Below are 22,189 nucleotides of genomic sequence, written 5' to 3' on the forward strand. Positions count from 1 at the left end.
GCTCGCTTCACAAAAGCGAAAAGCCGTCAGCCGGCGATATAGTGCGGAACGAAGCGTGAAGTATCTTTGGTGATGAGCGAGCAATCCTCGCGGATGCCGATACCGGCGGGCTCGTCGCCGACGATCCAGCTGCCAAGCAGCGTATAGCTTTCGCCAAAGCGCGGCAGCGCCTGAAACGCCTGCCAGATGACCGGCTCATGGCCGTAGTCGCCGTCTTCCTGCGCCAGCACCCGCGCGTCGTTATCAAACAGCGTCACGTTGCCGCCTTCGCGTGAAAAGAGCGGCTTGCGCACATAGCCCGCATAGCCGGAAAGCGCTTGCGCCACGTCATGCCGCTCGCGCGCGAAGTCATCAGCAAACCAGGACGGCAGCAGGTTCGGATGCCCCGGAAATTGCGCCCAGAGCAGCGGCAGCAGTCCTTTATTGCTGAGGATGCTTTTCCACAGCGGCTCATACCAACGTTCCGCGCGCTTACGCAGCAGCGGGCCGTTGTCATCGCGCATCATCCACTCCAGCGGGTAGAGCTTAAACGCCTGGCGGATGACGTTATCGTCCAGATCGGTCAGGACGCCGCCGAGACCCAGCCCGATATCTTCAACATAGATAAACCGCGTATCCAGCCCCGCCTGACGCGCGCAGTCTTCCAGATAGAGCACCGTGCCGCGATCTTCCTCAGACTCCTGACAGCAGCTGAAATAGAGCGGATCGGGCGTGGCTATCTCGGCCAGACGAGCGATAAGCTTTTCCTGGATGGAGTTGAACTGATCGGCGTCGCGCGGGATGGTGCCGTGACGGCGGGCGTCTTCCAGCCATTGCCACTGAAAATAGGCGGATTCATACAGTGAGGTGGGCGTATCGGCGTTGTATTCCAGCAGCTTGACGGGCCCCTTGCCGGTCCAGACAAAATCCATGCGCCCGTAGAGCGACGGATCCTGCGCATTCCAGCTTTCGGCGATGGCGTCCCAGTACAGCTCGGGGATAGCCAGGCGCTCAAGCATCGCCTGATCGCGTACGGCGCGGTCGACCACCTCCAGGCACATCTCGTGCAGCTCGGCGGTAGGCGATTCTATCTGCTCTTCTATCTGGCGCAGCGTAAAGCGATAGGCGCGGCTCTCATCCCAGTAGATCTCATCGTCAATGATGTGAAAGTGAAAGCCGTGGTCATGGGCGATACGCGCGAGATCGGGGCGTACCGGGGTTTGGTGGCGCAGCATTTAACCTCCCCAGCTACTGCGGGAACTTGATGAGCGGCCAAAACCGCCGCGTGAAATCGTCGTCGCGCTGCGGGTCACCAGGCTACGGCTGCTGCTCGCGGTCGTGCCTTTGCTGCCGCGCCAGACGTAGTCGCCGGAGCCGTTCTGCCACACGGGCCGCGTGTAGTAGTAATGATAACCCGTGCTGGAGGTCGTATAGGTCGAGGGGTTATCGTCCTGATCGCGCTTTTTATTCGCGTTGCTGGCCAGCAGGAAGCCGGCCATCATCGGGACCCAGGTTTTCCCCACGCCGTCGTAATAGCAGTTGTTGCCGTAGCTCGCGCTACAGTCATCCCAGTTCATTTTTGCGGTGGGAATATTTCTTTCGAACTCGGATTTGGCGGTGTTCCACGCGTTCGTGCAGACGTCTGCGGGCTGGCCGTCGGCGGTGCACTCTTCCGCCGTGGCGTAGTAAATGCCATCGCCGTCATTGTCGTTATCGCCATCATCCTGACAGGCTTTCAGACCGAAAAACGCCGCCCCGCCCATAATGGCGAGCGTTAATATTTTCGCCCCTTTTCGGTCCGACTCGGGGCGCGAATACGATTTCAGTTCGGGCGAGTTGTCCACCGGCGTATACGGTTTTCTTCTGCCGCGTTTTTTCCTTGCTGCCGCCATATCCTTCCTTGTTTTCTCTTTTTACCAGGTCATGCAGGCCGCATTCAGAATACCGCCAGCCAGCGACGCCACGCCCATGAAAATACCGGCTGCGACGTTACGGTTAATAATTTTCTCGCTCAGTTTCGGCATGTATAAGCGCACGCCGCCGTAGATTATAAGCTGTACGACGAGCGCGATCGCCCCCCAAATCAGATAGTCAGTAATGCTGACGGAGTTAATCGCGGCGCTGGCGAGCGGCACCACATAGCCTAAAATCGCGCCGCCGAAGGTAATGGCCGCCGCGCTGTTATTCTCTTTAATCAGCGTCCATTCGTCGTGGGAGGTAATACGGGTGTAGATGAACATAAAACAGTTGATCATCGCCAGCCCGATAAAAAAGTAAGCGCAAAACGCCATCAGTCCGTGGAATGTCTGCACGATTTCATCTCCTGAATCCAGTTAGAGGTAGGTAATTAACAGGTAAATAACCTGTGGCGCTTATAGTAGCAGCGCAGTTTAGCGTGATTGACGCTTTAATAAAACTTTACACAGGCCAGAGGGTTATCGGCGGGCGCGCGGCAAAGGCCGCGGAAATAAAAAACCCTCCGCAGAGGGTTTTTAAGATTAGCTGCGCTGACGCACGGCTTCAAAAAGGCAAATACCGGTTGCGACCGAGACGTTCAGCGAGGAGACGCTGCCCGCCATCGGGATGCTGATAAGCTCATCGCAATGCTCGCGGGTGAGACGGCGCATACCTTCGCCTTCCGCGCCCATCACCAGCGCCAGCGGGCCAGTCATTTTGCTCTGAAACAGCGTATGATCTGCCTCACCTGCCGTGCCGACGATCCAGACGTTCTCTTCCTGTAAGAGACGCATGGTGCGCGCGAGGTTGGTGACGCGGATCAGCGGGACGTTTTCCGCCGCGCCGCAAGCCACTTTTTTGGCCGTCGCGTTGAGCTGCGCGGAGCGGTCTTTCGGTACGATCACCGCATGAACGCCCGCCGCGTCGGCGCTGCGCAGGCAGGCGCCGAGGTTATGCGGATCGGTAACGCCGTCGAGGATCAGCAGGAACGGCTGATCGTGCGCCGCCAGCAGATCTGGCAGATCGTTTTCGCCATACTGACGCCCTGGCTTCACGCGCGCCACAATGCCCTGATGCACCGCGCCGTCGGCTTTTTCATCCAGCCACTGGCGGTTCGCCACCTGCACCGGCACGCCCTGCGCTTCGATAGCATGGATGAGCGGCAGCAGGCGTTTATCTTCACGCCCTTTCAGAATAAAAACTTCCTGAAAACGCTCGGGAGCGCGCTCCAGCAGGGCCTGCACCGCGTGGATGCCGTAAATCATTTCACTCATGAATGGTACTCGTTATGGGCGGCGAGCCGCCCGGTGTTAGGCAATACATTATCAAGCGGGCCTGACGCGCAGGCCCCGCGATTAGCTGTCGCGCTTTTTCTTCGCCGCGCGCTTCGCTTTCGTGGCGGCGGGGATTTTAGCGGTTTTCTCCGACGGTTTTTTACTGCTTTTCGCCGGTTTGTCACTCTTCTCAGCGCGTGCGACGCCGTCTTTCTTCACCTTTCCACGGACTTTCTCGTTACGAAAAGCGTCGTTAGGTTCGAAATTCTGGCGCTTGCCGACCTGACGACGGCTGCGGTTTTTGCCGCCGCCACCGCCGCCTCTTTTCTCACGCTCGCGCGCGGTTTTGCCGACGTTACGCGGCCCGCGTTCGCTGGAGATCAGCGAGAAGTCGATTTTACGCTCATCCATGTTCACGGCTTCGACTTTCACTTCGACGCGATCGCCCAGACGGTACGTCTGGCCGCCAGATTCGCCGATCAACCGCTGGCCGACCTGATCGAAACGGTAGTAGTCGTTGTCGAGCGAGGAGACATGCACCAGACCATCGATAAAGAGGTCCGCGAGGCGCACAAAGAAGCCAAAGCCGGTCACGCTGGAGATGACCCCGGAGAAAGTCTGTCCGACCTGGTCCTGCATGAAGTCGCATTTGAGCCAGTCCGCCACTTCGCGGGTCGCTTCATCGGCGCGGCGCTCGGTCATGGAGCAGTGCTGGCCAAGTTGCAGCATCTCTTCCATGGTGTAGTGGCAACCGCCGCTTTCGGTGGTGTGGCCTTCATGGCCCTGCTCTTTCGCCAGCAGATATTTAATCGCGCGGTGCAGCGTAAGATCCGGGTAGCGGCGGATAGGCGAGGTAAAGTGCGCGTAGGATTGCAGCGCCAGGCCAAAGTGGCCGCGGTTTTCCGGATCGTAAATCGCCTGTTTCATCGAGCGCAGCAGCATGGTTTGCAGCATCTCGTGATCGGGACGATCGGCGATGGAATTCAGCAACTCGGCGTAGTCGCGCGGCTCCGGCTTGCTGCCGCCCGGCAGTTCCAGGCCCAGCTCCGCCAGCACCGAACGGAACGAGGTAATCGCTTCGTTGGTCGGACGATCGTGAATACGGAACAGCGCCGGCTCTTTGTGCTTCTCGACAAAGCGCGCCGCCGAAATGTTGGCGAGGATCATGCACTCTTCGATGAGCTTGTGAGCATCGTTACGCTGGGTCTGTTCGATGCGATCGATGCGACGCTCGGCGTTGAAGATAAACTTCGCCTCTTCGCTCTCAAACGAGATGCCACCGCGCTCGGTACGCGCTTCATCCAGCGCTTTATAAAGATGATGCAGCTCTTCGAGATGTTTCACCAGCGGCTGATACTGGCTGCGCAGTTCTTCATCGCCCTGCAGGATGTGCCACACCTTGGTATAGGTGAGACGCGCGTGCGAGCTCATGACCGCTTCATAGAATTTATAGCCCGTCAGGCGGCCTTTGGCGGAGATAGTCATCTCACAGACCATACAGAGGCGGTCAACCTGCGGATTGAGCGAGCAGAGGCCGTTGGAGAGCACTTCCGGCAGCATCGGGACGACCTGCGAGGGGAAGTAGACCGACGTGCCGCGATTGCGCGCTTCGTCATCGAGCGGCGTCGGCGGACGCACGTAGTAGCTGACGTCCGCAATGGCGACCCACAGGCGCCAGCCGCCGCCGCGTTTCTTCTCGCAGAAAACGGCGTCGTCAAAGTCGCGGGCGTCTTCGCCATCAATGGTGACGAGCGGCAGGTCGCGCAAATCGACGCGTCCGACCTTCGCCTCTTCCGGCACCTCTTCTTTCAGGTGCGCAATCTGCTCTTCGACGGCTTTCGGCCAGACGTAGGGAATTTCATGGGTGCGCAGCGCCATATCCACGGCCATGCCGGTGCCCATGTTATCGCCGAGTACTTCGACGATTTTACCGATGGCTTTGGTGCGGCGGGTCGGACGCTGGGTCAGCTCGACGACCACGACGTAGCCCATGCGGGCGCCCATAATCTCTTCCGGCGGGATGAGAATATCAAAGCTCAGGCGGCTGTCGTCCGGCACCACAAAGCCGACACCGGCGTCCGTGAAATAGCGGCCGACGATATTGCTCTGCTTTGGCACCAGCACGCGCACGATGCGCGCTTCGCGGCGGCCTTTACGATCCGATCCGAGCGGCTGCGCCAGCACGATATCGCCGTGAATGCAGGTTTTCATCTGCTCTGAAGAGAGATACAGATCGTCTTTACGCCCTTCGACGCGCAAAAAACCGTAACCGTCGCGGTGGCCGATCACGGTGCCTTTTTGCAGATCGAGACGTTCCGGCAGCGCGTAGCACTGGCGGCGGGTAAAGACGAGCTGGCCGTCGCGCTCCATCGCGCGCAGGCGGCGGCGCAGCGCTTCCTGCTGCTCTTCGCCTTCAATGCCGAGTTCGTTTGCCAGTTCATCGCGGTTAGCCGGTTTTTCACGTTTTGTTAAATGCTCGAGGATAAATTCCCGGCTCGGGATGGGATTGGTGTACTTCTCAGCTTCTCGTTCCTGAAAAGGATCTTGTGACATGGCGGTTCCTCCGTTGTCATCTGTGGCGCGAATGCGTCATTCCACCAGCAATAATTTGTAGAGCGGCTGGTTTTCATGCACTAAATCGGCCAGCGTGTAGTTATCCAGTTCCTGAAGAAAGCGTTCTACCGCCCCGCCCAGCACCTGCTTCAGGCGACACGCGGGCGTGATGTGACAGAACGCGCTGCTACAGTTCACTATAGACAGGGGCTCCAGCTCGCGCACGACATCGCCGATGCGGATGGTCGCGGCCGGTTTGCCAAGGCGGATCCCGCCGTTTTTGCCCCGCACGGCGGTAACATAGCCCGCACGACTCAGTTGGTTGATAATTTTAACCATATGATTGCGGGAGACGCCGTACACCTGAGTGACTTCAGAAATGCTGGTCATGCGGCCTTCCGGCAAGGACGCCATATAGATCAAAGCCCGTAGCCCGAAATCGGTAAAACTCGTTAACTGCACATCAACCTCAGAGTATGGGAGGGGAAAAACGCGGTTCGCCCAAAGGGCGATGTGTTGATGATAAACCAGCCAGATGTCAGGCGGCTAATTTATTTGAAAAAGGCGGGTAAAATCCGGGAAAAACAGAGGGCGCGATCGCCGCGCCCTGGGTGTCTTATGCGTCGAACGGATCGCGCAGGATCATGGTTTCGGTACGATCCGGACCGGTAGAGATGATGTCGATCGGCACGCCGGTGACTTCTTCAATACGTTTGATGTAGTTCAGTGCCGCCTGCGGCAGACCACTACGCTCTTTCACGCCGAAGGTGGATTCAGACCAGCCCGGCATGGTTTCGTAGATCGGCTCGATACCTTCCCAGTCATCCGCCGCCATCGGGGTGGTGGTGACTTCACGGCCATCCGGCATACGGTAAGCGACGCAGATTTTCACCTCTTCCAGACCATCCAGCACATCCAGTTTGGTCAGGCAGAAGCCGGAGAGGGAGTTGATCTGCACGGCGCGGCGTACCGCGACCGCATCCAGCCAGCCGGTACGACGGCGACGGCCAGTGGTAGCACCGAATTCGTTGCCTTTCTTGCACAGGAATTCACCGATGTCGTCGAACAGCTCCGTCGGGAATGGGCCTGCGCCAACGCGGGTGGAGTAGGCTTTAATGATGCCGAGCACGTAGTCCACATAACGCGGGCCAATGCCGGAACCGGTCGCCACGCCGCCGGCGGTGGTGTTGGAGGAGGTGACGTACGGATAGGTGCCGTGGTCGATATCCAGCAGCGTACCCTGCGCGCCTTCAAACATGATGAAGTCGCCGCGTTTACGCGCCTGATCCAGCAGATCGGACACGTCCACCACCATGCTGGTCAGCACGTCGGCAATCGCCATAACGTCATCCAGCACTTTCTGGTAGTCAACCGCTTCCACTTTATAGAAGTTCACCAACTGGAAGTTATGGTATTCCAGCACTTCTTTCAGTTTGTCGGCGAAAGTGGCTTTATCGAAGAGATCGCCCACGCGCAGACCGCGACGCGCCACTTTATCTTCATAGGCCGGGCCAATGCCGCGACCCGTGGTGCCGATGGCTTTGGCGCCACGTGCTTTCTCACGCGCCACGTCGAGCGCGACATGGTAGTCGAGGATAAGCGGGCAGGCTTCAGATAACAGCAGTCGTTCGCGAACCGGGATACCGCGGTCTTCCAGTTCCTTCATCTCTTTCATCAGCGCCGCAGGCGACAGCACAACACCGTTACCAATGATGCTGGTGACGTTATCGCGAAGAATACCTGAGGGGATAAGATGGAGGACGGTTTTTTCACCGTTGATTACGAGAGTATGGCCTGCGTTGTGACCGCCCTGGTAGCGCACAACATATTTAGCCCGTTCAGTCAGAAGATCGACAATCTTCCCTTTACCTTCGTCACCCCATTGGGTGCCCAGTACGACGACGTTGTTACCCATTTTTCAAAATCACCGTTTGCTTAAAAAAGGATTCTAACACCAGCTTTCCTGATGTTCAGCCCTTTTTGTATACAAATTTCGTCGATTATGCCCGAATTTTATTCAGTTAATCGTTTTCCTCAACATGTAGTAGATAACTATCCCGGCCACCACAAGACCGCCGCCGAAACGGCGCAGTAAGGTGTCCGGTAATTGCGCTACCGAGACGATCATGCGCCGCCACAAGCGCGGAAAAAGCAACGGACCGAGCCCTTCAACCACCAGCACCAGCGCGAGCGCCAGCAAAACCGTTGTATTCATGGTGCGTAAAACCTGGATAAAAAAAGAGCCGGCAATGACCGGCTCTTGTTTAGGATTATGGCTTAGCGTGCGCTATTGGCCGGCGTTTTCATATAGCGGAAGAAATCGCTGTCCGGGCTCAACACCATCACGTCCTGATTCGAGTTAAAGCTGCTCTCATAGGCACGCAGGCTACGAATAAAGGCGTAGAAATCCGGATCCTGGCTGAACGCGTCGGCGAACAATTTCGCGGCTTCGGCATCGCCTTCACCACGCAGGATACGCGCCTGACGCTCAGCTTCCGCAAGGGTACGGGTGACTTCGTAATCCGCTGCAGCGCGCAGCTTCTCCGCTTCTTCCTGACCCTGCGAACGGTGACGACGGGCGACCGCTTCACGCTCGGCACGCATACGGTTGTAGATAGCCTCGGAGACTTCCGCAGGCAGGTTGATCTGCTTAATACGCACATCGACCACTTCTATACCGAGCGCCGCCATGCTGTTCGGGTTGATTACCGGCACTTTGCCGTTGGTCTCTTCCGTCACGCGCTTGGCCGCAGAGGCGATAGCGTCATCCGCCGCCGGGGTTTCGACTTCATCTTCCGTGCCCGCAGAACCGGAGTTCAGCGCTTCGCGCACTTCTGAGGTCAGGCGACCGCGGGAGTCGGTAACGATATCTTTTACGTCAAGACGACCAATTTCAGAACGCAGACGGTCCGAGAACTTACGTTTGAGCAGGACTTCAGCCTGAGAGAGATCGCCGCCGCCTGTCGCCAGGTAGTAACGGCTGAAATCGCTGATGCGCCACTTGATGTAAGAGTCAACGATCAGGTCTTTCTTCTCTTTAGTAACAAAGCGGTCCGCCTGGTTATCCATAGTCTGGATACGGGCGTCCAGCGTTTTCACCGACTCGATAAACGGCATCTTAAAGTGCAGGCCAGGCTCATACACCTTCGGTTTGTTATCGTTGTCGCGTACTACTTTGCTGAATTGCAGGATGATGCCGCGCTCACCCTCTTTCACCACAAAAATCGAGGTGTAAAGCACCACCAGCACGATGATGATTACCGCAATGACTGACTTACGCATCGTTATTCACTCCCTTCGCGCTGGTAATCGTTACGCTGCGCGTTGGCACGGCGTTGATCCATAATATCGCCACGGCCAGAAGACGCGCTGTTGCTCGCGCCGCTGTTGCCGCTGCCGGAAACCGGCGGCAGACGCAGCAGCGGATTGCCGCTGTTGCTGTCGTCGCTGGCCGCAGGCGCGGAACCGCCTTTCAGCATCTGGTCGAGAGGCAGGACCATCAGGTTGCCGCCCTTGTCGTTAACCAGCACTTTACGGGTGTGGCTAAGCACTTTTTCCATGGTTTCGATATAGAGACGCTCGCGGGTGATTTCCGGCGCGGCTTTATACTCCGGCAGGATCTTCGCAAAACGCGCTACTTCACCCTGCGCCTCAAGGACAGTCTGGGTTTTGTACGCGCGAGCCTCTTCGAGGATACGCTGCGCCTGACCGTTCGCACGCGGCTGCACTTCGTTGGTATACGCTTCCGCTTCACGGATGTACTGCTGCTCGTTTTCACGGGCGGCAATCGCGTCGTCAAACGCCGCTTTCACCTCTTCCGGCGGACGAGCGGCCTGGAAGTTGACGTCCAGCAGCGTGATACCCATGTTGTACGGACGAATCGTCTCTTCCAGCTCGCGCTGGGTGTCGCTGCGGATAACGGTACGGCCTTCGGTGAGAATGCGGTCCATGGTGTATTTGCCGATAACGCCGCGCAGGGCGCTGTCGGTGGCCTGACGCAGGCTGTCATCTGCGTTGGCGACGCTAAACAGGTAGCGCTGCGGATCGGTTACGCGGTACTGCACGTTCATTTCGACGCGCACGACGTTTTCGTCAGAGGTCAGCATGACCCCGGAGGCTGCCAGCTCGCGCACGGCTTCCACGTTGACGGGCACCACTTCATCAATAAAAGTCGGCTTCCAGTTCAGGCCCGGCTCGACCAGATGGCTGAATTTGCCAAAGCGCGTCACAACGCCGCGCTCGGCTTCTTTAATGGTATAGAACCCGGTGACGGCCCATAAGATGACCGCCGCCGCGGCGACGATACCCACGACGCGACCGCCGAGATGACCGCGCGGCTCCTGCGAAGAACCACCGCCTTTACCACCGCCAATTCCGCCCAGCTTTTTACTGAGCTTACGGAAGATATCATCCAGATCCGGCGGCCCCTGCTCGCGACCGCCTTTATTTCCCCCAGAGTTGCCGCCAGGCTTGCTGCTTCCCCACGGGTCGCGGTCCTGTCCGTTATTACCGGGCTGATTCCACGCCATGTTTATGCTCCATATTTGTTATGCGGTGATATACCTTTCGTTCTCCTGGTCGCGTCATGGCAGGCGCCTTTCTCACTCGGCATGAGTGAAACACGCGCGGGCGCCATAACGCGGCCGGGGTCCATCCGGGTACCCCCCAAAGGGGAATATTTTCAGGCTTCGGCCAGCCAGTTAGACCACGTAGTCAACCAATGCCGGCTCCTGTTTACAGAGGCGACGCCAGTCGACTATCGGCATGCGAATTTGCAGCCCGACGCTACCGTTCTCCTCCATCCACTCTTTTTCTATCGCCTGAAGCTGGTAAAACCGGCTCCGCAGACGTCCGGCTTCCGGCGGAAGGTGCAGCGCATGCTGGACGATTTCACCGGAAAGACGTTCTGTCAGGGCCTGGAAAAGCAGTGGCACGCCCGCCCCCGTCTGTGCGGAAAGCCACACGCGGATGGGCAAATTCTCATCATTCCTGTCGATACGCGGCTCGAAATCTTCCAGCATGTCGACTTTATTCATCACCAGCAGCGTTGGGATCTCGTGGGCGTCAATCTCTTCGAGCACGGTGTTCACCGCCTCAATGTTTTCCGCCATCCGCACGTCCGCGGCGTCAATGACATGCAGCAGCAGCGTCGCCTGACGCGTTTCCTGCAGCGTCGCTTTAAACGCCGCCACCAGATCATGCGGCAGGTGACGGATAAACCCTACGGTATCCGCCAGCACCGTTTCGCCGACGTCCGCGACGTCAATGCGGCGCAGGGTCGGGTCGAGGGTCGCAAACAGCTGATCTGCTGCATACACCTCAGCCGTGGTGATTTGGTTAAACAGGGTGGATTTGCCGGCGTTGGTGTAGCCCACCAGCGAGACGGTGGGAATATCGGCTTTCGTGCGCGACCGACGTCCCTGCTCGCGTTGCTTCTCGACGCGCTCCAGCCGCGAGAGGATCTGAGTAATACGGTTACGCAGTAAGCGACGGTCGGTTTCCAGCTGGGTTTCACCCGGGCCGCGCAGGCCGATACCACCTTTCTGGCGCTCAAGGTGGGTCCAGCCGCGCACCAGTCGCGTGGCTAAATGGCGCAACTGCGCCAGCTCAACCTGCAGCTTCCCTTCATGGGTGCGCGCACGTTGGGCGAAAATATCGAGAATCAGCCCGGTGCGGTCGATAACGCGACACTCGCACAGGCGCTCAAGGTTACGTTCCTGAGCCGGGGTCAACGCATGATCAAAAAGGACAACAGACGCCCCAGTGGCTTTGACTGCATCGGCAATCTCAACGGCTTTACCTTCACCAACAAAATACTTTGGGTGCGGCGCTTTACGGCTACCGGTAATCACCTGTAATGCTTCGACACCGGCGGAAGAGACCAGAGATTCAAACTCCTGGAGGTCTTCCATATCTTTGTCTTGCGTAAAATAGATGTGTACCAGCACCGCCTGCTCACCGGCATCATAACGGTCAAACAAGCGTAAACCCTCTTAAAATACCAGCGGGGAACACAGACGACCTGGTCCCCCGACATGGAGCAACAGCCTGGCCTTATTCGGCGTCTTCGCTATCCTGAGAGGCAGCGGAAGATGGCTGTGCGTTGTTGCTGTGATGGTAGTTGTTAGAACCGCCACCCGCGTTGTTGCTATGGTGAGAAACCGGACGAGACGGCACCACGGTCGAGATCGCGTGCTTATAAACCATCTGACTGACCGTGTTTTTCAACAGGATCACGAACTGATCGAAAGATTCAATCTGACCTTGCAGCTTAATACCATTCACCAAATAAATAGAAACTGGAACACGTTCCCGACGCAGAGCGTTGAGGAACGGATCTTGCAAAGATTGCCCCTTAGCCATTCTATCTTTTCCTTATATGCTTGTTGTTTATACTCTTGAACCCTTGGGCTCTGAAAAACTGCGTAAAAATCCGCGCACGATACGATTCAATTGTACACATTCATTGTTGCTTCGCACCAATAACCTGTAACACATCGCTGTACGCTTGTTCAGGCGCCGCACTGTCGAGCCAGTGTACCCCTTCCCAACCGCGCAGCCAGGTCATCTGGCGCTTCGCTAACTGTCTCGTGGCGCAAATACCTCGATAAACCATTTCGTCGTATGAGATTTCACCCGCCAGATAAGACCACATCTGCCGGTATCCCACGCAACGAACGGAAGGCATATCCGTATGCAAATCTCCACGGGCAAATAGCGCCCGGACTTCTGCCTCAAAACCTGAAGCTAACATCTGGTGAAAACGCTGCTCAATGCGTTGATGGAGCAGTTCACGGCTCGCCGGGGCGATGGCGAACTGATGCACCTGATAGGGCAGAGCTTCTCCTGACGTTTGCGTCAGTTCCGTTAAAGTTTTACCCGAAATGAAAAAAACTTCCAGTGCCCGGGAAAGCCTTTGCGGATCGTTGGGATGGATTCGCTGTGCCGCGACAGGATCTATCTCCTGAAGCTTGCGATGCAGCGCGTCCCATCCCTGCTCTGCCGCCTGTTGTTCAATCTCCGCTCTGACGGCGGCGTCTGCCGACGGAAGCGGGGAAAGCCCTTCCAGCAGCGCCTTAAAATAGAGCATGGTGCCACCCACCAGCAGCGGTATGCGCCCGGCGGCGACAATCTCTGCCATTTCCTTTAGCGCGTCGCGGCGAAAATCAGCCGCCGAGTACGCCTGCGCCGGGTCGATAATATCCAGTAACCGGTGCGGCGCCTGCGACAATTCGTGCGCGTCAGGCTTGGCGGTGCCGATATCCATGCCCTTATAGACCAGCGCCGAATCGACGCTAATCAACTCTACCGGCAGCGTCTGGCGCAGGCGAATGGCTAACGCCGTTTTGCCCGACGCCGTCGGACCCATCAGAAAAATCGCCTTCGGAAGGCCAGTATTGCTTACGTCATTCATGTGTCAGGGCATTCATCGCCGGTTGTAAATCAATAAGGTGCAATAAACCATCCGGCGGTGTTTTCACCATCAGCGGACACAACCTTTCGAGTTCCGCGAGCGTCGCGATGGCTTGCGCGATGCTCCACGGCTGCGCGTTAACCAGATGGCGGGCAAGCCATCCGGCCACAGCGGCGTCGTCAGCGTTTGTCTGCTGCGCCAGGTAGCCTATCAGTTCAGGAATCAAGATTTGTAAATTTTGTTGGCGTAAGGGTAAAGGCACTGCACGAATCGTCACATGTTGCGCATCCAGCACGATTTCAATGCCCAACCGCTGAAGCTGCGGCTGCGCGCGCGTCACGATATCCCGCTCCTCGCCGGAAATTTTGAGCCGCACCGGGATCAGCAGCGGCTGCGCGCAGGGCTTCTCGCCGCGCGGCAGCAGTTGTGCCTGTTTGAGGTGGCGCTCGGCGACGCTTAACGCCAGCAGCATCAGCTTTCCGTCGCGCTCCAGCAACGCGACATTTCCGGACACCAGCGTAAGCACGCGCCCGAAACTGTGCGTATGACCGTCAAGCGCGGCTGCGGGCGGCGATGACGATTCACGCGCGGGCGTGGCTGGCGGCGTGGCACTGGCAGGCGTTTCCAGCAGTTGCTTATAGAGCGCGCCCTGCTGTTTCTGATACCCCGGCGCCGCGTGAGGCCAGCCGCCGTTGCCGGGTGCGTTTGCGCGCCCTGCGCCGCCGGAGGACGAACCGCCCGAAACCGCATAGCGCGGCGCGTCGTTTTCCCGCGCAGAGGTGCGATCACGTTCGCGCGGCGCCGGGTCGGCAAAGTGATTTTTCCCCGCTGCGACGCGGTTTTCCGGCTGCCAGCGCGGCGCGTCTTCGGCAGGTTCTTCCAGCGCCAGCGGATTCGCCGCCTGCTGCTGGAACACGCTGACCACGCCCTGATAGATAAAATCGTGCACCAGCCGCGACTGGTGGAACCGCACTTCATGCTTGGCGGGATGCACGTTGACATCCACCTGGTGCGGGTCGATTTCCAGATACAGCACATACGCAGGCTGCTGATCGATGCCGAGCTTATCTTCGCAGGCCTGGCGAATCGCGTGGTTGATCAGCCGATCGCGCATCATGCGGCCATTCACGTAGCAATATTGAATTTCGGCAAGCGCCGCTGTGGTGCCTTTCGGCTTCGCCACCCAGCCGCGCAGCGCCAGATCGCCGTGCTGCCACTCAATAGCCAGCGCCTGCTCAAGAAAGGCGGGGCCGCAAATCGAGCCAAGACGACGCTCGCGCGGCGCGTTGCCCTGCACCGCCCGGTACTGGCGCATCATCTTGCCGTTGTGGCTGAGGTTAATCGTCACGTCAAAGCGCGCCAGCGCGATGCGCCGCACCACTTCGTCAATGTGGGTGAATTCGGTTTTCTCGGTGCGCATAAACTTGCGCCGCGCGGGGGTGTTGTAGAAGAGATCGAGCACCTCCAGCGTGGTGCCGACCGGATGCGCCGCCGGTTTTATGGTCACGTTCATGTCACGCCCTTCGGCGTAAGCCTGCCACGCTTCCTGCTGGTCAGCCGTGCGGGAGGTGAGCGTCAGGCGCGATACCGAACTGATACTCGCCAGCGCCTCGCCGCGAAAGCCGAGGCTGATGATGGCTTCCAGATCGTCCAGCGAGGCGATTTTGCTGGTGGCATGACGCGCCAACGCCAGCGCCAGCTCCTCTTTTTTGATGCCGCCACCGTTGTCGCGAATGCGAATAAGCTTCGCGCCGCCGCGCTCGATATCGATATCAATGCGCGTGGCGCTCGCGTCGAGGCTGTTTTCAACCAGCTCTTTTACCACCGACGCAGGGCGCTCCACCACCTCGCCGGCGGCGATCTGGTTCGCAAGCTGCGGCGGCAGAACCTGAATCGGCATGAACTCTCCTTACTGGATAACAGTGACCTGACCTGACGCGTTGTCAGCGGAGCGGGCGGTCTGCCCCGTTCCGCCGTCACCCTTTGGCGCGGCCTGGAGCGGATGCGCGATAAAATAATCGCGCAGCCCCTGATAGATGGCGTCGGCAATTTGCTGCTGGTAGTCATCGCTTGCCAGCAAGCGCTCTTCGCCGTTGTTACTAATAAAACCGGTTTCGACCAGCAGCGACGGAATATCCGGCGAGCGCAGCACGCCGAGACTCGCATGTTCCGGGCGGCGTTTATGCAACGAACCGACGCGCTGTAGCTGCCCCAGCACGCTGGTGGCGACATCATACCCGACACGCTGCGAATGGCCGAACTGCAAATCCAGCACCGCCTGGCTCAGGTAAGGGTCAGCCTGGCTGTTAGCCAGTACGTCGCCTGCCCCGCCCAGCAGCTCCGACTGCTTCTCGTGCTGCTCCAGCCAGCCCGCCATCTCACTATTGGCGCGGCGGTTGGAGAGCACCCAGACGGACGCACCGGTGGCGTCGCGGTTTGGCGCGGCGTCGGCGTGAATCGACACCAGCAGGTTCGCATTTTGCTGGCGCGCCACGTCCGAGCGGCCCATCACCGAAATAAAATAGTCGCCGTCGCGGGTCAGCACGCCTTTAAACATCGGATCGTTGTTCAGCAGCGTACTTAGCTTACGGGCGATGGCGATAGTCACGTTTTTCTCGCGCACGCCGCCGGGGCCGATAGCGCCAGGATCCTGCCCGCCGTGTCCGGCGTCGATCGCCACAATTACCCGGTCGGACGACACACGGCTCGCGCTGCGGCCAGGGCGGGTCACGGTATTGCTGCCCACGACGCTGGTGATGCGGTCGTTATCCGAGCGGAACGGATTGCGCGCAGGATCCGACGACCGCACGGGCGCGGCGACCGGCTCACGCTGCGCCACGACAGGTGGCGGCGGAGGAGGCGGCGGTTCGTCGGCCTCAATGGTGAAAACTACGTTATAGCCCGCGCCTTTTTGCTGCTTCACGGCGCGCGCCTTGCCGTCTTTCGTTAAATCGACCACCAGACGCAGGGATTGATTATCTTTCGGCTGCCCGGCGCGGATGCTTTTCACCAGGTTTTCGCCGCTGAAGAGCAGCGGCAGGCCCTGAATCACGCCGGTCTGTTTAATATCAAGCGCGACGCTGCGTTTACCCTGCTGCGAATATGCATATTCCGGATCGCCCATGAAACTTAAGGTGATCCGCGCCTGGCCGTCGCCGTTGGAAACCTGAATATCGGAAAGCGTCGCCCCGAACGCGGGCGCGCATACCGCCAGCAGAAGCGCCGCTACCCAGTTTTTCATGCGTATGATCATCCCGTCGTCCCTGCGTTCAGGCGAGGCGCGTCAGCAGCGCGTCGCCGGCGGCGGAGACCGCTTTCACCCGCGCTTCACGCCCCTGATCCTGCCATGACAAGTGAATTTCGATATCCGGCGGCGGCAGAACGCCCGCCCCCTGCTGCGGCCACTCCACCAGACAAATAGCGTCATCGGTGAAGTAATCGCGGATGCCCATAAACTCAAGCTCTTCCGGATCGGCAAGGCGATAGAGATCGAAGTGATAGACCATTATATTTTCAAGCGTGTAGGGCTCGACCAGCGTGTAGGTCGGGCTTTTGACGTTGCCCTGGTGACCGCACGCCTGCAGGAACCCGCGGCTGAACGTGGTTTTACCCGCGCCCAAATCGCCGTACAGATGGATTACGGTCGCCCCGCGACAGGCACGCGCCACGCGTGCGCCGAGGTCGAGGGTCGCCTGTTCTTCGGGTAAAGGTATAACGCGATTCATCATGATTCTGGTCTGTCTGTATCCGGGTTAACAAAACGATAGAGCGTGGAGAACAGATCGGTCGCCAGCATACCGCGCGTGCCAAAACGCGCCGCCAGCGCATCCGCCGCCGCGCCGTGGGCCACACAGCCCGCGCAGGCGGCATCATACGGGCTCAGCCGCTGCGCCAGCAACGCGCCGATAATGCCCGACAGCACATCGCCCATGCCGCCCGTGCCCATGCCAGGGTTGCCGACGTCGATAATGCCGCATTCGCCCTGCGGGCCTGTCACCAACGTGCCCGCGCCTTTCAGCACCACGCAACCGCCGTAGCGCTGCGCCAACTCTCTGGCGCTAAGTAAGCGGTCACTCTCAATTTCCGCTACGCGGCGATTAAGCAACCGCGCAGCCTCGCCAGGGTGCGGCGTAAGAATGCGATTGTGACGTGTATCGGGAGCGATTGCCAGAAGGTTCAGCGCGTCCGCATCCCAGAGCATCGGTTTGTCGCAGCGGCGTACTTTTTCCAGCGCCGCCTTGCCCCATTCCTGCTGTCCGAGCCCCGGTCCGATGACCACGACATCCGCCCAGGCCAGGCTCTCATCGAGCGCGTCGTCGGTGAGCGCATGCACCATCAGCTCCGGTCTTGCAGTCACCAGCGGCGCGATGTTTTCCGCGCGAGTAAGCACTCGCACCAGACCCGCGCCCGCGCGCAGCGCCGCCTCGCCGGTCATGCGGATAGCGCCCGCGGTGCCGTGGTCGCCGCCGATGATCACCAGCTTGCCGTTATCGCCTTTGTGCGAGCCGGGCCTGCGCGGTGTCAGCCATTGAGAAAGCTGCGCCGTGTCGAACCGGGCATACGGCGCCTGCTGCCCGGCAAGCCACGCCTCAAGGCCCAGCGCGTGGTAGTGCAGCCGCCCGACCACATCGCGCGCCCGGCCGGTAAGCAGGCCCGGTTTGAGTGCGATAAACGTGACCGTATGCGCGGCGTGAATGACCGCGCCCGGCGCGCCGCCAGTTTGCGCCAGCAGGCCGGAGGGAATATCCAGCGCCACAACGGGCGCGGCATGGCGGTTGGCCTGATCAATCAGCGCGGCGACGTTCTCACGCGGCGCCTGAGTGAGCCCTGTGCCCAGCAGCGCGTCGATGATGACATCGCTGGTTTCCGGCAGCGGCGCGTGCGGCGCATGAATTTCGCCGCCCGCGTTGAGCCACGCGTCGCGCGCGGCCTGGGCTTCTTCCGGCAGCGGTTTGTCGCGCTCCAGCGCCAGCAGCGTAACGTTAATACCCGCCGCCTGCGCGAGACGCGCCACGACATAGCCATCGCCGCCGTTATTACCATGGCCGCAGAGCACCAGCCAGTGTTGACTGTGCGGATACGCCGCGCGCGCCACCTCAAACGCCGCGTCGCCGGCGCGCTGCATCAGCTCGTAAAGCGTCAGCCCGAGGCTGTCCGCCGCCTCTCGCTCCGCCGTGCGCAGCCAGTCCGCAGGCCAGACGGAGTGTGGTATACTGGCGCCGTTTTTATTCATCCCGTGGTCCGTCATGTCTGAACCCCTCGATCTCAATCAGTTAGCCCAAAAAATTAAACAATGGGGTGCCGAGCTTGGCTTTCAGCAGGTAGGTATTACCGATACCGATCTGAGCGCCAGCGAAGGCGCGCTTCAGGCGTGGCTCGATAAGCAGTATCACGGCGAGATGGAGTGGATGGCCCGTCACGGTATGCTGCGCGCGCGTCCGCATGAACTCCTGCCAGGCACGCTGCGCGTCATCAGCGTGCGGATGAATTACCTGCCCGCCAACGCCGCCTTTGCCCGTACGCTAAAAGATCCCTCGCTCGGTTATGTGAGCCGTTACGCCCTGGGGCGTGATTATCATAAGCTTTTGAGAAACCGGCTGAAAAAACTCGGCGAAACGCTGCAAGCGCATTGCGCGTCGCTGAATTTTAGACCCTTTGTCGACTCTGCGCCCCTTCTTGAACGCCCGCTGGCGGAAAAAGCGGGGCTCGGCTGGACAGGCAAACATTCGCTGATCCTCAACCGTGACGCCGGGTCGTTTTTCTTTCTCGGCGAGCTGCTGGTCGATTTGCCGTTGCCGGTGGATAAACCCGTCGAAGAGGGCTGCGGGCGCTGTGTGGCCTGCATGACTATCTGCCCGACTGGCGCGATTGTCGAGCCGTACACGGTGGATGCGCGCCGCTGTATCTCGTATCTGACTATTGAGCTGGAAGGCGCTATCCCGGAAGAATTTCGCCCGCTGATGGGTAACCGCATCTACGGCTGCGACGATTGCCAGCTGATTTGCCCGTGGAACCGCTTTTCGCAGCTCACCGACGAGGCAGATTTTAGCCCGCGCCAGGCGCTACACGCGCCAAAGCTAATCGAACTGTTTGGCTGGAGCGAGGCGCACTTCCTGAAAGTCACCGAAGGCTCGGCGATCCGCCGCATCGGCCACCTGCGCTGGCTGCGTAATATTGCGGTCGCGCTCGGCAATGCGCCCTGGGACGAAGCGAACATTGTGGCGCTGCGTCAGCGCAAAGGTGAGCACCCGCTTCTTGATGAGCACATAGACTGGGCGATTGCGCAACAAACAGACAAACGCAATGCCTGCGTGGTGGAAGTGCAGCTGCCGCAGAAACAACGGCTGGTGAGGGTCATTGAAAAAGGCTTGCCGCGCGACGCCTAGACGCGTTTCGCTGTGAATAAAATCGAAAAAGCGTTGTCATTCAAAGGCCCGATTTATCAAAAAGCCTCAAAAATAACATTTAGTAATAAATTATTGATTAATAAAATCAGCAGGTTAACAAAAAGATGTGAGCAAAATTATCATTGCCGCGCGCAGGATAAGTTTATGCAATCTGTGGATAAGTCTGTTCAGAAAATTTTACGTCAGACGAGAAAAACCAGCCGCAGCGCGCATTGTCGCTGTGGATAATTTGTACAATCGAAGAGATTTGGAGCGGGAAACGAGACTCGAACTCGCGACCCCGACCTTGGCAAGGTCGTGCTCTACCAACTGAGCTATTCCCGCTTGGGTGGTGTTGCCTTTCGGCATATCAAATTTTGGAGCGGGAAACGAGACTCGAACTCGCGACCCCGACCTTGGCAAGGTCGTGCTCTACCAACTGAGCTATTCCCGCTTAATCTTCGTCTTTCTGGTTGCTACTACGTTAGCTGCCTTCACTCACCTTAGTCACTTACTTAAGTAAGTTCCCAAGGATTCGTTCAGTTGCTGCCTTGTTGCAACCCGAAATTCTTTGATTGGGTGGTGCTGCCTTTCGGCGATTTCAAATTTTGGAGCGGGAAACGAGACTCGAACTCGCGACCCCGACCTTGGCAAGGTCGTGCTCTACCAACTGAGCTATTCCCGCTCTGCGTAATTCACATTTCTGTGTCGTTACGGGAGGCGCATTATACGAGAAATGATTTCTACCGCAACCCCTTAAACGCTTTTTTTCGTGATTTTTGTCTGACTGCGTTTTTATTCGCCAAAGTGATCACTTTACCAGCAAAAGAGGGGCTTAGCCCCTCTTCGTCATCACAATTTAATAAAATGTTCGCGGTAATAGGCAAGCTCCGCTACCGACTCGCGGATATCATCCAGCGCCTGATGCGTATTCTGTTTCTTCAGGCCGTCGAGCACTTCCGGCTTCCAGCGGCGCGCCAGTTCTTTCAGCGTGCTCACGTCCAGATAACGGTAGTGGAAGTACGCCTCCAGCTCCGGCATGTACTTAAACAGGAAGCGGCGGTCCTGGCCGATGCTGTTGCCGCAGATGGGCGATTTACCCGCCGGGACCCATTCTTTAAGAAATTCAATCGTCGCCCGCTCCGCCTCATGTTCGTCCATCGTGCTCGCTTTAACGCGATCCACCAGACCGCTGGCGGTGTGGGTGCGCACGTTCCAGTCATCCATCAGCGCCAGTTGCTCGTCAGACTGATGCACAGCGATAACCGGTCCTTCCGCCAGAATATTCAGCTCGGCGTCGGTCACCAGGGTAGCGATTTCAATGATGCGATCCTGACGCGGATCGAGCCCGGTCATCTCCAGATCGATCCAAATGAGGTTGTTTTCATTGGCACTCATGCTATTTTCCATCCGTTATCGCGTCACACTGGGGTGACAGGCAGTTAATTCATTTACAATAGCTGATATCATAGAGGTTTTGCCCACCAGGGGCGACCAGGAGCCATTAAGATTGAGCAAAAATAAACTCTCCAAAGGTCAGCAGCGCCGCGTGTCAGCGAACCATCAGCGCCGGCTCAAACAGACTACGGAGAAAGCCGATCCCGACGACTCACAATTTGGTGAGCCCCGCGACGGCCGCGTTATCAGTCGTTTTGGTCAGCATGCCGACGTCGAATCGTCTGACGGCGGGGTGTACCGCTGTAACATTCGCCGCACCATCCGTTCGCTGGTCACCGGCGATCGCGTCGTCTGGCGTCCGGCGAAAGAGAATGTGCAGGGCAAAGGCATTGTCGATGCGGTCCACGAGCGCACCTCAGTCCTGACGCGCCCGGATTTCTACGACGGCGTGAAGCCTATCGCCGCGAATATCGATCAGATAATCATCGTCTCGGCCATCCTGCCGGAGCTGTCGCTGAACATCATCGACCGTTATCTGGTGGCCTGCGAAACGCTGGACGTTGAACCGCTACTGGTCCTCAACAAAACCGATCTGCTGGATGAAGAAGGCCTCGCCTTCGTCAACGAGCAAATGGATATCTATCGCCGCATCGGCTATCGCGTCCTGCTGGTGTCCAGCTACAAAGACGAAGGGCTGAAGGAGCTGGAGCAGGCGCTTATCGATCGCACGAGTATTTTCGCCGGACAGTCGGGCGTGGGTAAATCGAGCCTGCTGAATAACCTGCTGGGCCTGAAAGATAATCAGATTCTGGTTAACGACGTTTCCGACAACTCCGGGCTTGGCCAGCACACCACTACCGCCTCGCGCCTGTACCACTTCCCTGGCGGCGGCGAAGTCATCGATTCGCCAGGCGTGCGCGAGTTCGGCCTGTGGCACCTTGAGCCGGAGCAGATAACCCACGGCTTTACCGAGTTCCACGACTACCTGGGCCTGTGCAAATTCCGCGATTGCAAGCACGGCAACGATCCCGGTTGCGCCATCCGCGAGGCCGTCGAGCGCGGCGACATCGCCGAAAGCCGCTTCGACAACTATCACCGGATTCTGGAAAGCATGGCGCAGGTAAAAACGCGTAAAAACTTTTCTGATAGCGACGACTGACAATTAAGCTGGGCGTCGTTAGAATCAGCCCCTTTTTCTGACAGGCCCGGCGCACAGCCGGGTCAGGAAT

Annotated in this window: 20 protein-coding genes, 3 tRNA genes and 1 pseudogene; 3 read left to right on the forward strand and 21 right to left on the reverse strand. The window is 58.6% G+C overall.

Translation table 11 applies throughout. From position 1 onward, the window contains the following. Window positions 1-26: 26 nt before the first annotated feature. The 17 genes and pseudogenes from AFK67_RS17985 to nnr all read right to left on the reverse strand — a co-directional run. Complete coding sequence (locus AFK67_RS17985; RefSeq protein ID WP_007709274.1) at window positions 27-1,214, reverse strand: glutathionylspermidine synthase family protein; 1,188 nt, start codon at window positions 1,212-1,214, stop codon at window positions 27-29. Then, window positions 1,215-1,871 carry a DUF1190 domain-containing protein gene (locus AFK67_RS17990; RefSeq protein WP_007709272.1) on the reverse strand — a complete coding sequence of 219 codons (657 nt, stop codon included), beginning with the start codon at window positions 1,869-1,871 and terminating at the stop codon, window positions 1,215-1,217. It abuts the gene before it with no gap. Between the two features lie 21 nt (window positions 1,872-1,892). Further along, a complete protein-coding gene (locus tag AFK67_RS17995) occupies window positions 1,893-2,291 on the reverse strand; it encodes a DUF350 domain-containing protein (RefSeq protein WP_007709270.1) in 399 nt (132 codons plus the stop codon). Between the two features lie 186 nt (window positions 2,292-2,477). After that, complete coding sequence (rlmB, locus tag AFK67_RS18000; RefSeq protein WP_007709269.1) at window positions 2,478-3,209, reverse strand: 23S rRNA (guanosine(2251)-2'-O)-methyltransferase RlmB; 732 nt, start codon at window positions 3,207-3,209, stop codon at window positions 2,478-2,480. Window positions 3,210-3,290: 81 nt separating this feature from the next. Beyond that, window positions 3,291-5,762: a ribonuclease R gene (gene rnr / locus AFK67_RS18005; protein ID WP_007709268.1), complete on the reverse strand. Its 2,472-nt coding sequence runs from the start codon at window positions 5,760-5,762 to the stop codon at window positions 3,291-3,293. A 36-nt stretch (window positions 5,763-5,798) separates the two neighbouring features. Next, entirely contained in the window at window positions 5,799-6,224 is a 426-nt protein-coding gene (gene nsrR / locus AFK67_RS18010; protein WP_032966202.1) for a nitric oxide-sensing transcriptional repressor NsrR, read from the reverse strand. Window positions 6,225-6,378: 154 nt separating this feature from the next. Beyond that, a complete protein-coding gene (locus AFK67_RS18015; protein WP_007709266.1) occupies window positions 6,379-7,677 on the reverse strand; it encodes an adenylosuccinate synthase in 1,299 nt (432 codons plus the stop codon). Between the two features lie 102 nt (window positions 7,678-7,779). Further along, window positions 7,780-7,977, reverse strand: a complete 198-nt coding sequence (locus tag AFK67_RS18020) for a DUF2065 domain-containing protein (protein ID WP_007709257.1) — start codon at window positions 7,975-7,977, stop codon at window positions 7,780-7,782. Between the two features lie 62 nt (window positions 7,978-8,039). After that, entirely contained in the window at window positions 8,040-9,044 is a 1,005-nt protein-coding gene (hflC, locus tag AFK67_RS18025; protein ID WP_007709255.1) for a protease modulator HflC, read from the reverse strand. 2 nt (window positions 9,045-9,046) lie between these two features. After that, window positions 9,047-10,291 carry an FtsH protease activity modulator HflK gene (gene hflK / locus AFK67_RS18030; protein WP_007709254.1) on the reverse strand — a complete coding sequence of 415 codons (1,245 nt, stop codon included), beginning with the start codon at window positions 10,289-10,291 and terminating at the stop codon, window positions 9,047-9,049. A 171-nt stretch (window positions 10,292-10,462) separates the two neighbouring features. Further along, window positions 10,463-11,743 carry a ribosome rescue GTPase HflX gene (gene hflX / locus AFK67_RS18035; protein ID WP_007709252.1) on the reverse strand — a complete coding sequence of 427 codons (1,281 nt, stop codon included), beginning with the start codon at window positions 11,741-11,743 and terminating at the stop codon, window positions 10,463-10,465. 73 nt (window positions 11,744-11,816) lie between these two features. After that, window positions 11,817-12,125, reverse strand: a complete 309-nt coding sequence (gene hfq, locus AFK67_RS18040; protein WP_004385293.1) for an RNA chaperone Hfq — start codon at window positions 12,123-12,125, stop codon at window positions 11,817-11,819. A 100-nt stretch (window positions 12,126-12,225) separates the two neighbouring features. Further along, entirely contained in the window at window positions 12,226-13,176 is a 951-nt protein-coding gene (miaA, locus tag AFK67_RS18045; RefSeq protein ID WP_032966199.1) for a tRNA (adenosine(37)-N6)-dimethylallyltransferase MiaA, read from the reverse strand. Then, window positions 13,169-15,076, reverse strand: a complete 1,908-nt coding sequence (mutL, locus tag AFK67_RS18050; RefSeq protein ID WP_038884555.1) for a DNA mismatch repair endonuclease MutL — start codon at window positions 15,074-15,076, stop codon at window positions 13,169-13,171. Before mutL ends, miaA begins: the two co-directional genes overlap by 8 nt. A 9-nt stretch (window positions 15,077-15,085) precedes the next feature. Beyond that, window positions 15,086-16,429, reverse strand: a complete 1,344-nt coding sequence (amiB, locus tag AFK67_RS18055; RefSeq protein WP_032966198.1) for an N-acetylmuramoyl-L-alanine amidase AmiB — start codon at window positions 16,427-16,429, stop codon at window positions 15,086-15,088. Window positions 16,430-16,445: 16 nt separating this feature from the next. Then, window positions 16,446-16,904, reverse strand: coding sequence for a tRNA (adenosine(37)-N6)-threonylcarbamoyltransferase complex ATPase subunit type 1 TsaE (gene tsaE / locus AFK67_RS18060; protein ID WP_007709244.1), 459 nt, complete (start codon window positions 16,902-16,904; stop codon window positions 16,446-16,448). After that, window positions 16,894-18,424 (reverse strand): annotated as a pseudogene (gene nnr / locus AFK67_RS18065) (bifunctional ADP-dependent NAD(P)H-hydrate dehydratase/NAD(P)H-hydrate epimerase); the annotation flags it as partial. The gene tsaE and the pseudogene nnr, both read right to left, overlap by 11 nt. Between nnr and queG the strand changes: the two are divergent. After that, window positions 18,423-19,562, forward strand: a complete 1,140-nt coding sequence (queG, locus tag AFK67_RS18070; protein ID WP_007709240.1) for a tRNA epoxyqueuosine(34) reductase QueG — start codon at window positions 18,423-18,425, stop codon at window positions 19,560-19,562. The pseudogene nnr and the gene queG sit on opposite strands and share 2 nt — an antisense overlap. Window positions 19,563-19,574: 12 nt before the next feature. Further along, window positions 19,575-19,811: a hypothetical protein gene (locus AFK67_RS22275; RefSeq protein WP_007709239.1), complete on the forward strand. Its 237-nt coding sequence runs from the start codon at window positions 19,575-19,577 to the stop codon at window positions 19,809-19,811. Window positions 19,812-19,831: 20 nt separating this feature from the next. Here AFK67_RS22275 and AFK67_RS18075 read toward each other — a convergent pair. The 4 genes from AFK67_RS18075 to orn form a co-directional block, all read right to left on the reverse strand. Beyond that, window positions 19,832-19,907 (reverse strand) — tRNA-Gly (locus tag AFK67_RS18075). A 33-nt stretch (window positions 19,908-19,940) separates the two neighbouring features. Next, a tRNA-Gly gene (locus AFK67_RS18080) sits at window positions 19,941-20,016 on the reverse strand. A 155-nt stretch (window positions 20,017-20,171) separates the two neighbouring features. Further along, a tRNA-Gly gene (locus tag AFK67_RS18085) sits at window positions 20,172-20,247 on the reverse strand. A gap of 167 nt (window positions 20,248-20,414) precedes the next feature. After that, entirely contained in the window at window positions 20,415-20,960 is a 546-nt protein-coding gene (gene orn, locus AFK67_RS18090; protein WP_007709237.1) for an oligoribonuclease, read from the reverse strand. A 112-nt stretch (window positions 20,961-21,072) separates the two neighbouring features. Here orn and rsgA point away from each other — a divergent pair, with 112 nt between their 5' ends. Continuing rightward, window positions 21,073-22,119: a small ribosomal subunit biogenesis GTPase RsgA gene (gene rsgA / locus AFK67_RS18095; protein ID WP_007709235.1), complete on the forward strand. Its 1,047-nt coding sequence runs from the start codon at window positions 21,073-21,075 to the stop codon at window positions 22,117-22,119. Window positions 22,120-22,189 lie beyond the last annotated feature (70 nt).

Source organism: Cronobacter dublinensis subsp. dublinensis LMG 23823 (assembly GCF_001277235.1).
GTDB classification, from domain to species: Bacteria; Pseudomonadota; Gammaproteobacteria; order Enterobacterales; family Enterobacteriaceae; genus Cronobacter; species Cronobacter dublinensis.

What these genes read in the sequence shown, in the direction of transcription:
- AFK67_RS17985 (WP_007709274.1), bottom strand. Translation starts at nt 1,214, where the DNA reads ATGCTGCGCCACCAAACCCCGGTACGCCCCGATCTCGCGCGTATCGCC.
- AFK67_RS17990 (WP_007709272.1), bottom strand. Translation starts at nt 1,871, where the DNA reads ATGGCGGCAGCAAGGAAAAAACGCGGCAGAAGAAAACCGTATACGCCG.
- rlmB (WP_007709269.1), bottom strand. Translation starts at nt 3,209, where the DNA reads ATGAGTGAAATGATTTACGGCATCCACGCGGTGCAGGCCCTGCTGGAG.
- rnr (WP_007709268.1), bottom strand. Translation starts at nt 5,762, where the DNA reads ATGTCACAAGATCCTTTTCAGGAACGAGAAGCTGAGAAGTACACCAAT.
- AFK67_RS18015 (WP_007709266.1), bottom strand. Translation starts at nt 7,677, where the DNA reads ATGGGTAACAACGTCGTCGTACTGGGCACCCAATGGGGTGACGAAGGT.
- AFK67_RS18020 (WP_007709257.1), bottom strand. Translation starts at nt 7,977, where the DNA reads ATGAATACAACGGTTTTGCTGGCGCTCGCGCTGGTGCTGGTGGTTGAA.
- hflC (WP_007709255.1), bottom strand. Translation starts at nt 9,044, where the DNA reads ATGCGTAAGTCAGTCATTGCGGTAATCATCATCGTGCTGGTGGTGCTT.
- hflK (WP_007709254.1), bottom strand. Translation starts at nt 10,291, where the DNA reads ATGGCGTGGAATCAGCCCGGTAATAACGGACAGGACCGCGACCCGTGG.
- hfq (WP_004385293.1), bottom strand. Translation starts at nt 12,125, where the DNA reads ATGGCTAAGGGGCAATCTTTGCAAGATCCGTTCCTCAACGCTCTGCGT.
- miaA (WP_032966199.1), bottom strand. Translation starts at nt 13,176, where the DNA reads ATGAATGACGTAAGCAATACTGGCCTTCCGAAGGCGATTTTTCTGATG.
- mutL (WP_038884555.1), bottom strand. Translation starts at nt 15,076, where the DNA reads ATGCCGATTCAGGTTCTGCCGCCGCAGCTTGCGAACCAGATCGCCGCC.
- amiB (WP_032966198.1), bottom strand. Translation starts at nt 16,429, where the DNA reads ATGATCATACGCATGAAAAACTGGGTAGCGGCGCTTCTGCTGGCGGTA.
- tsaE (WP_007709244.1), bottom strand. Translation starts at nt 16,904, where the DNA reads ATGATGAATCGCGTTATACCTTTACCCGAAGAACAGGCGACCCTCGAC.
- queG (WP_007709240.1), top strand. Translation starts at nt 18,423, where the DNA reads ATGTCTGAACCCCTCGATCTCAATCAGTTAGCCCAAAAAATTAAACAA.
- orn (WP_007709237.1), bottom strand. Translation starts at nt 20,960, where the DNA reads ATGAGTGCCAATGAAAACAACCTCATTTGGATCGATCTGGAGATGACC.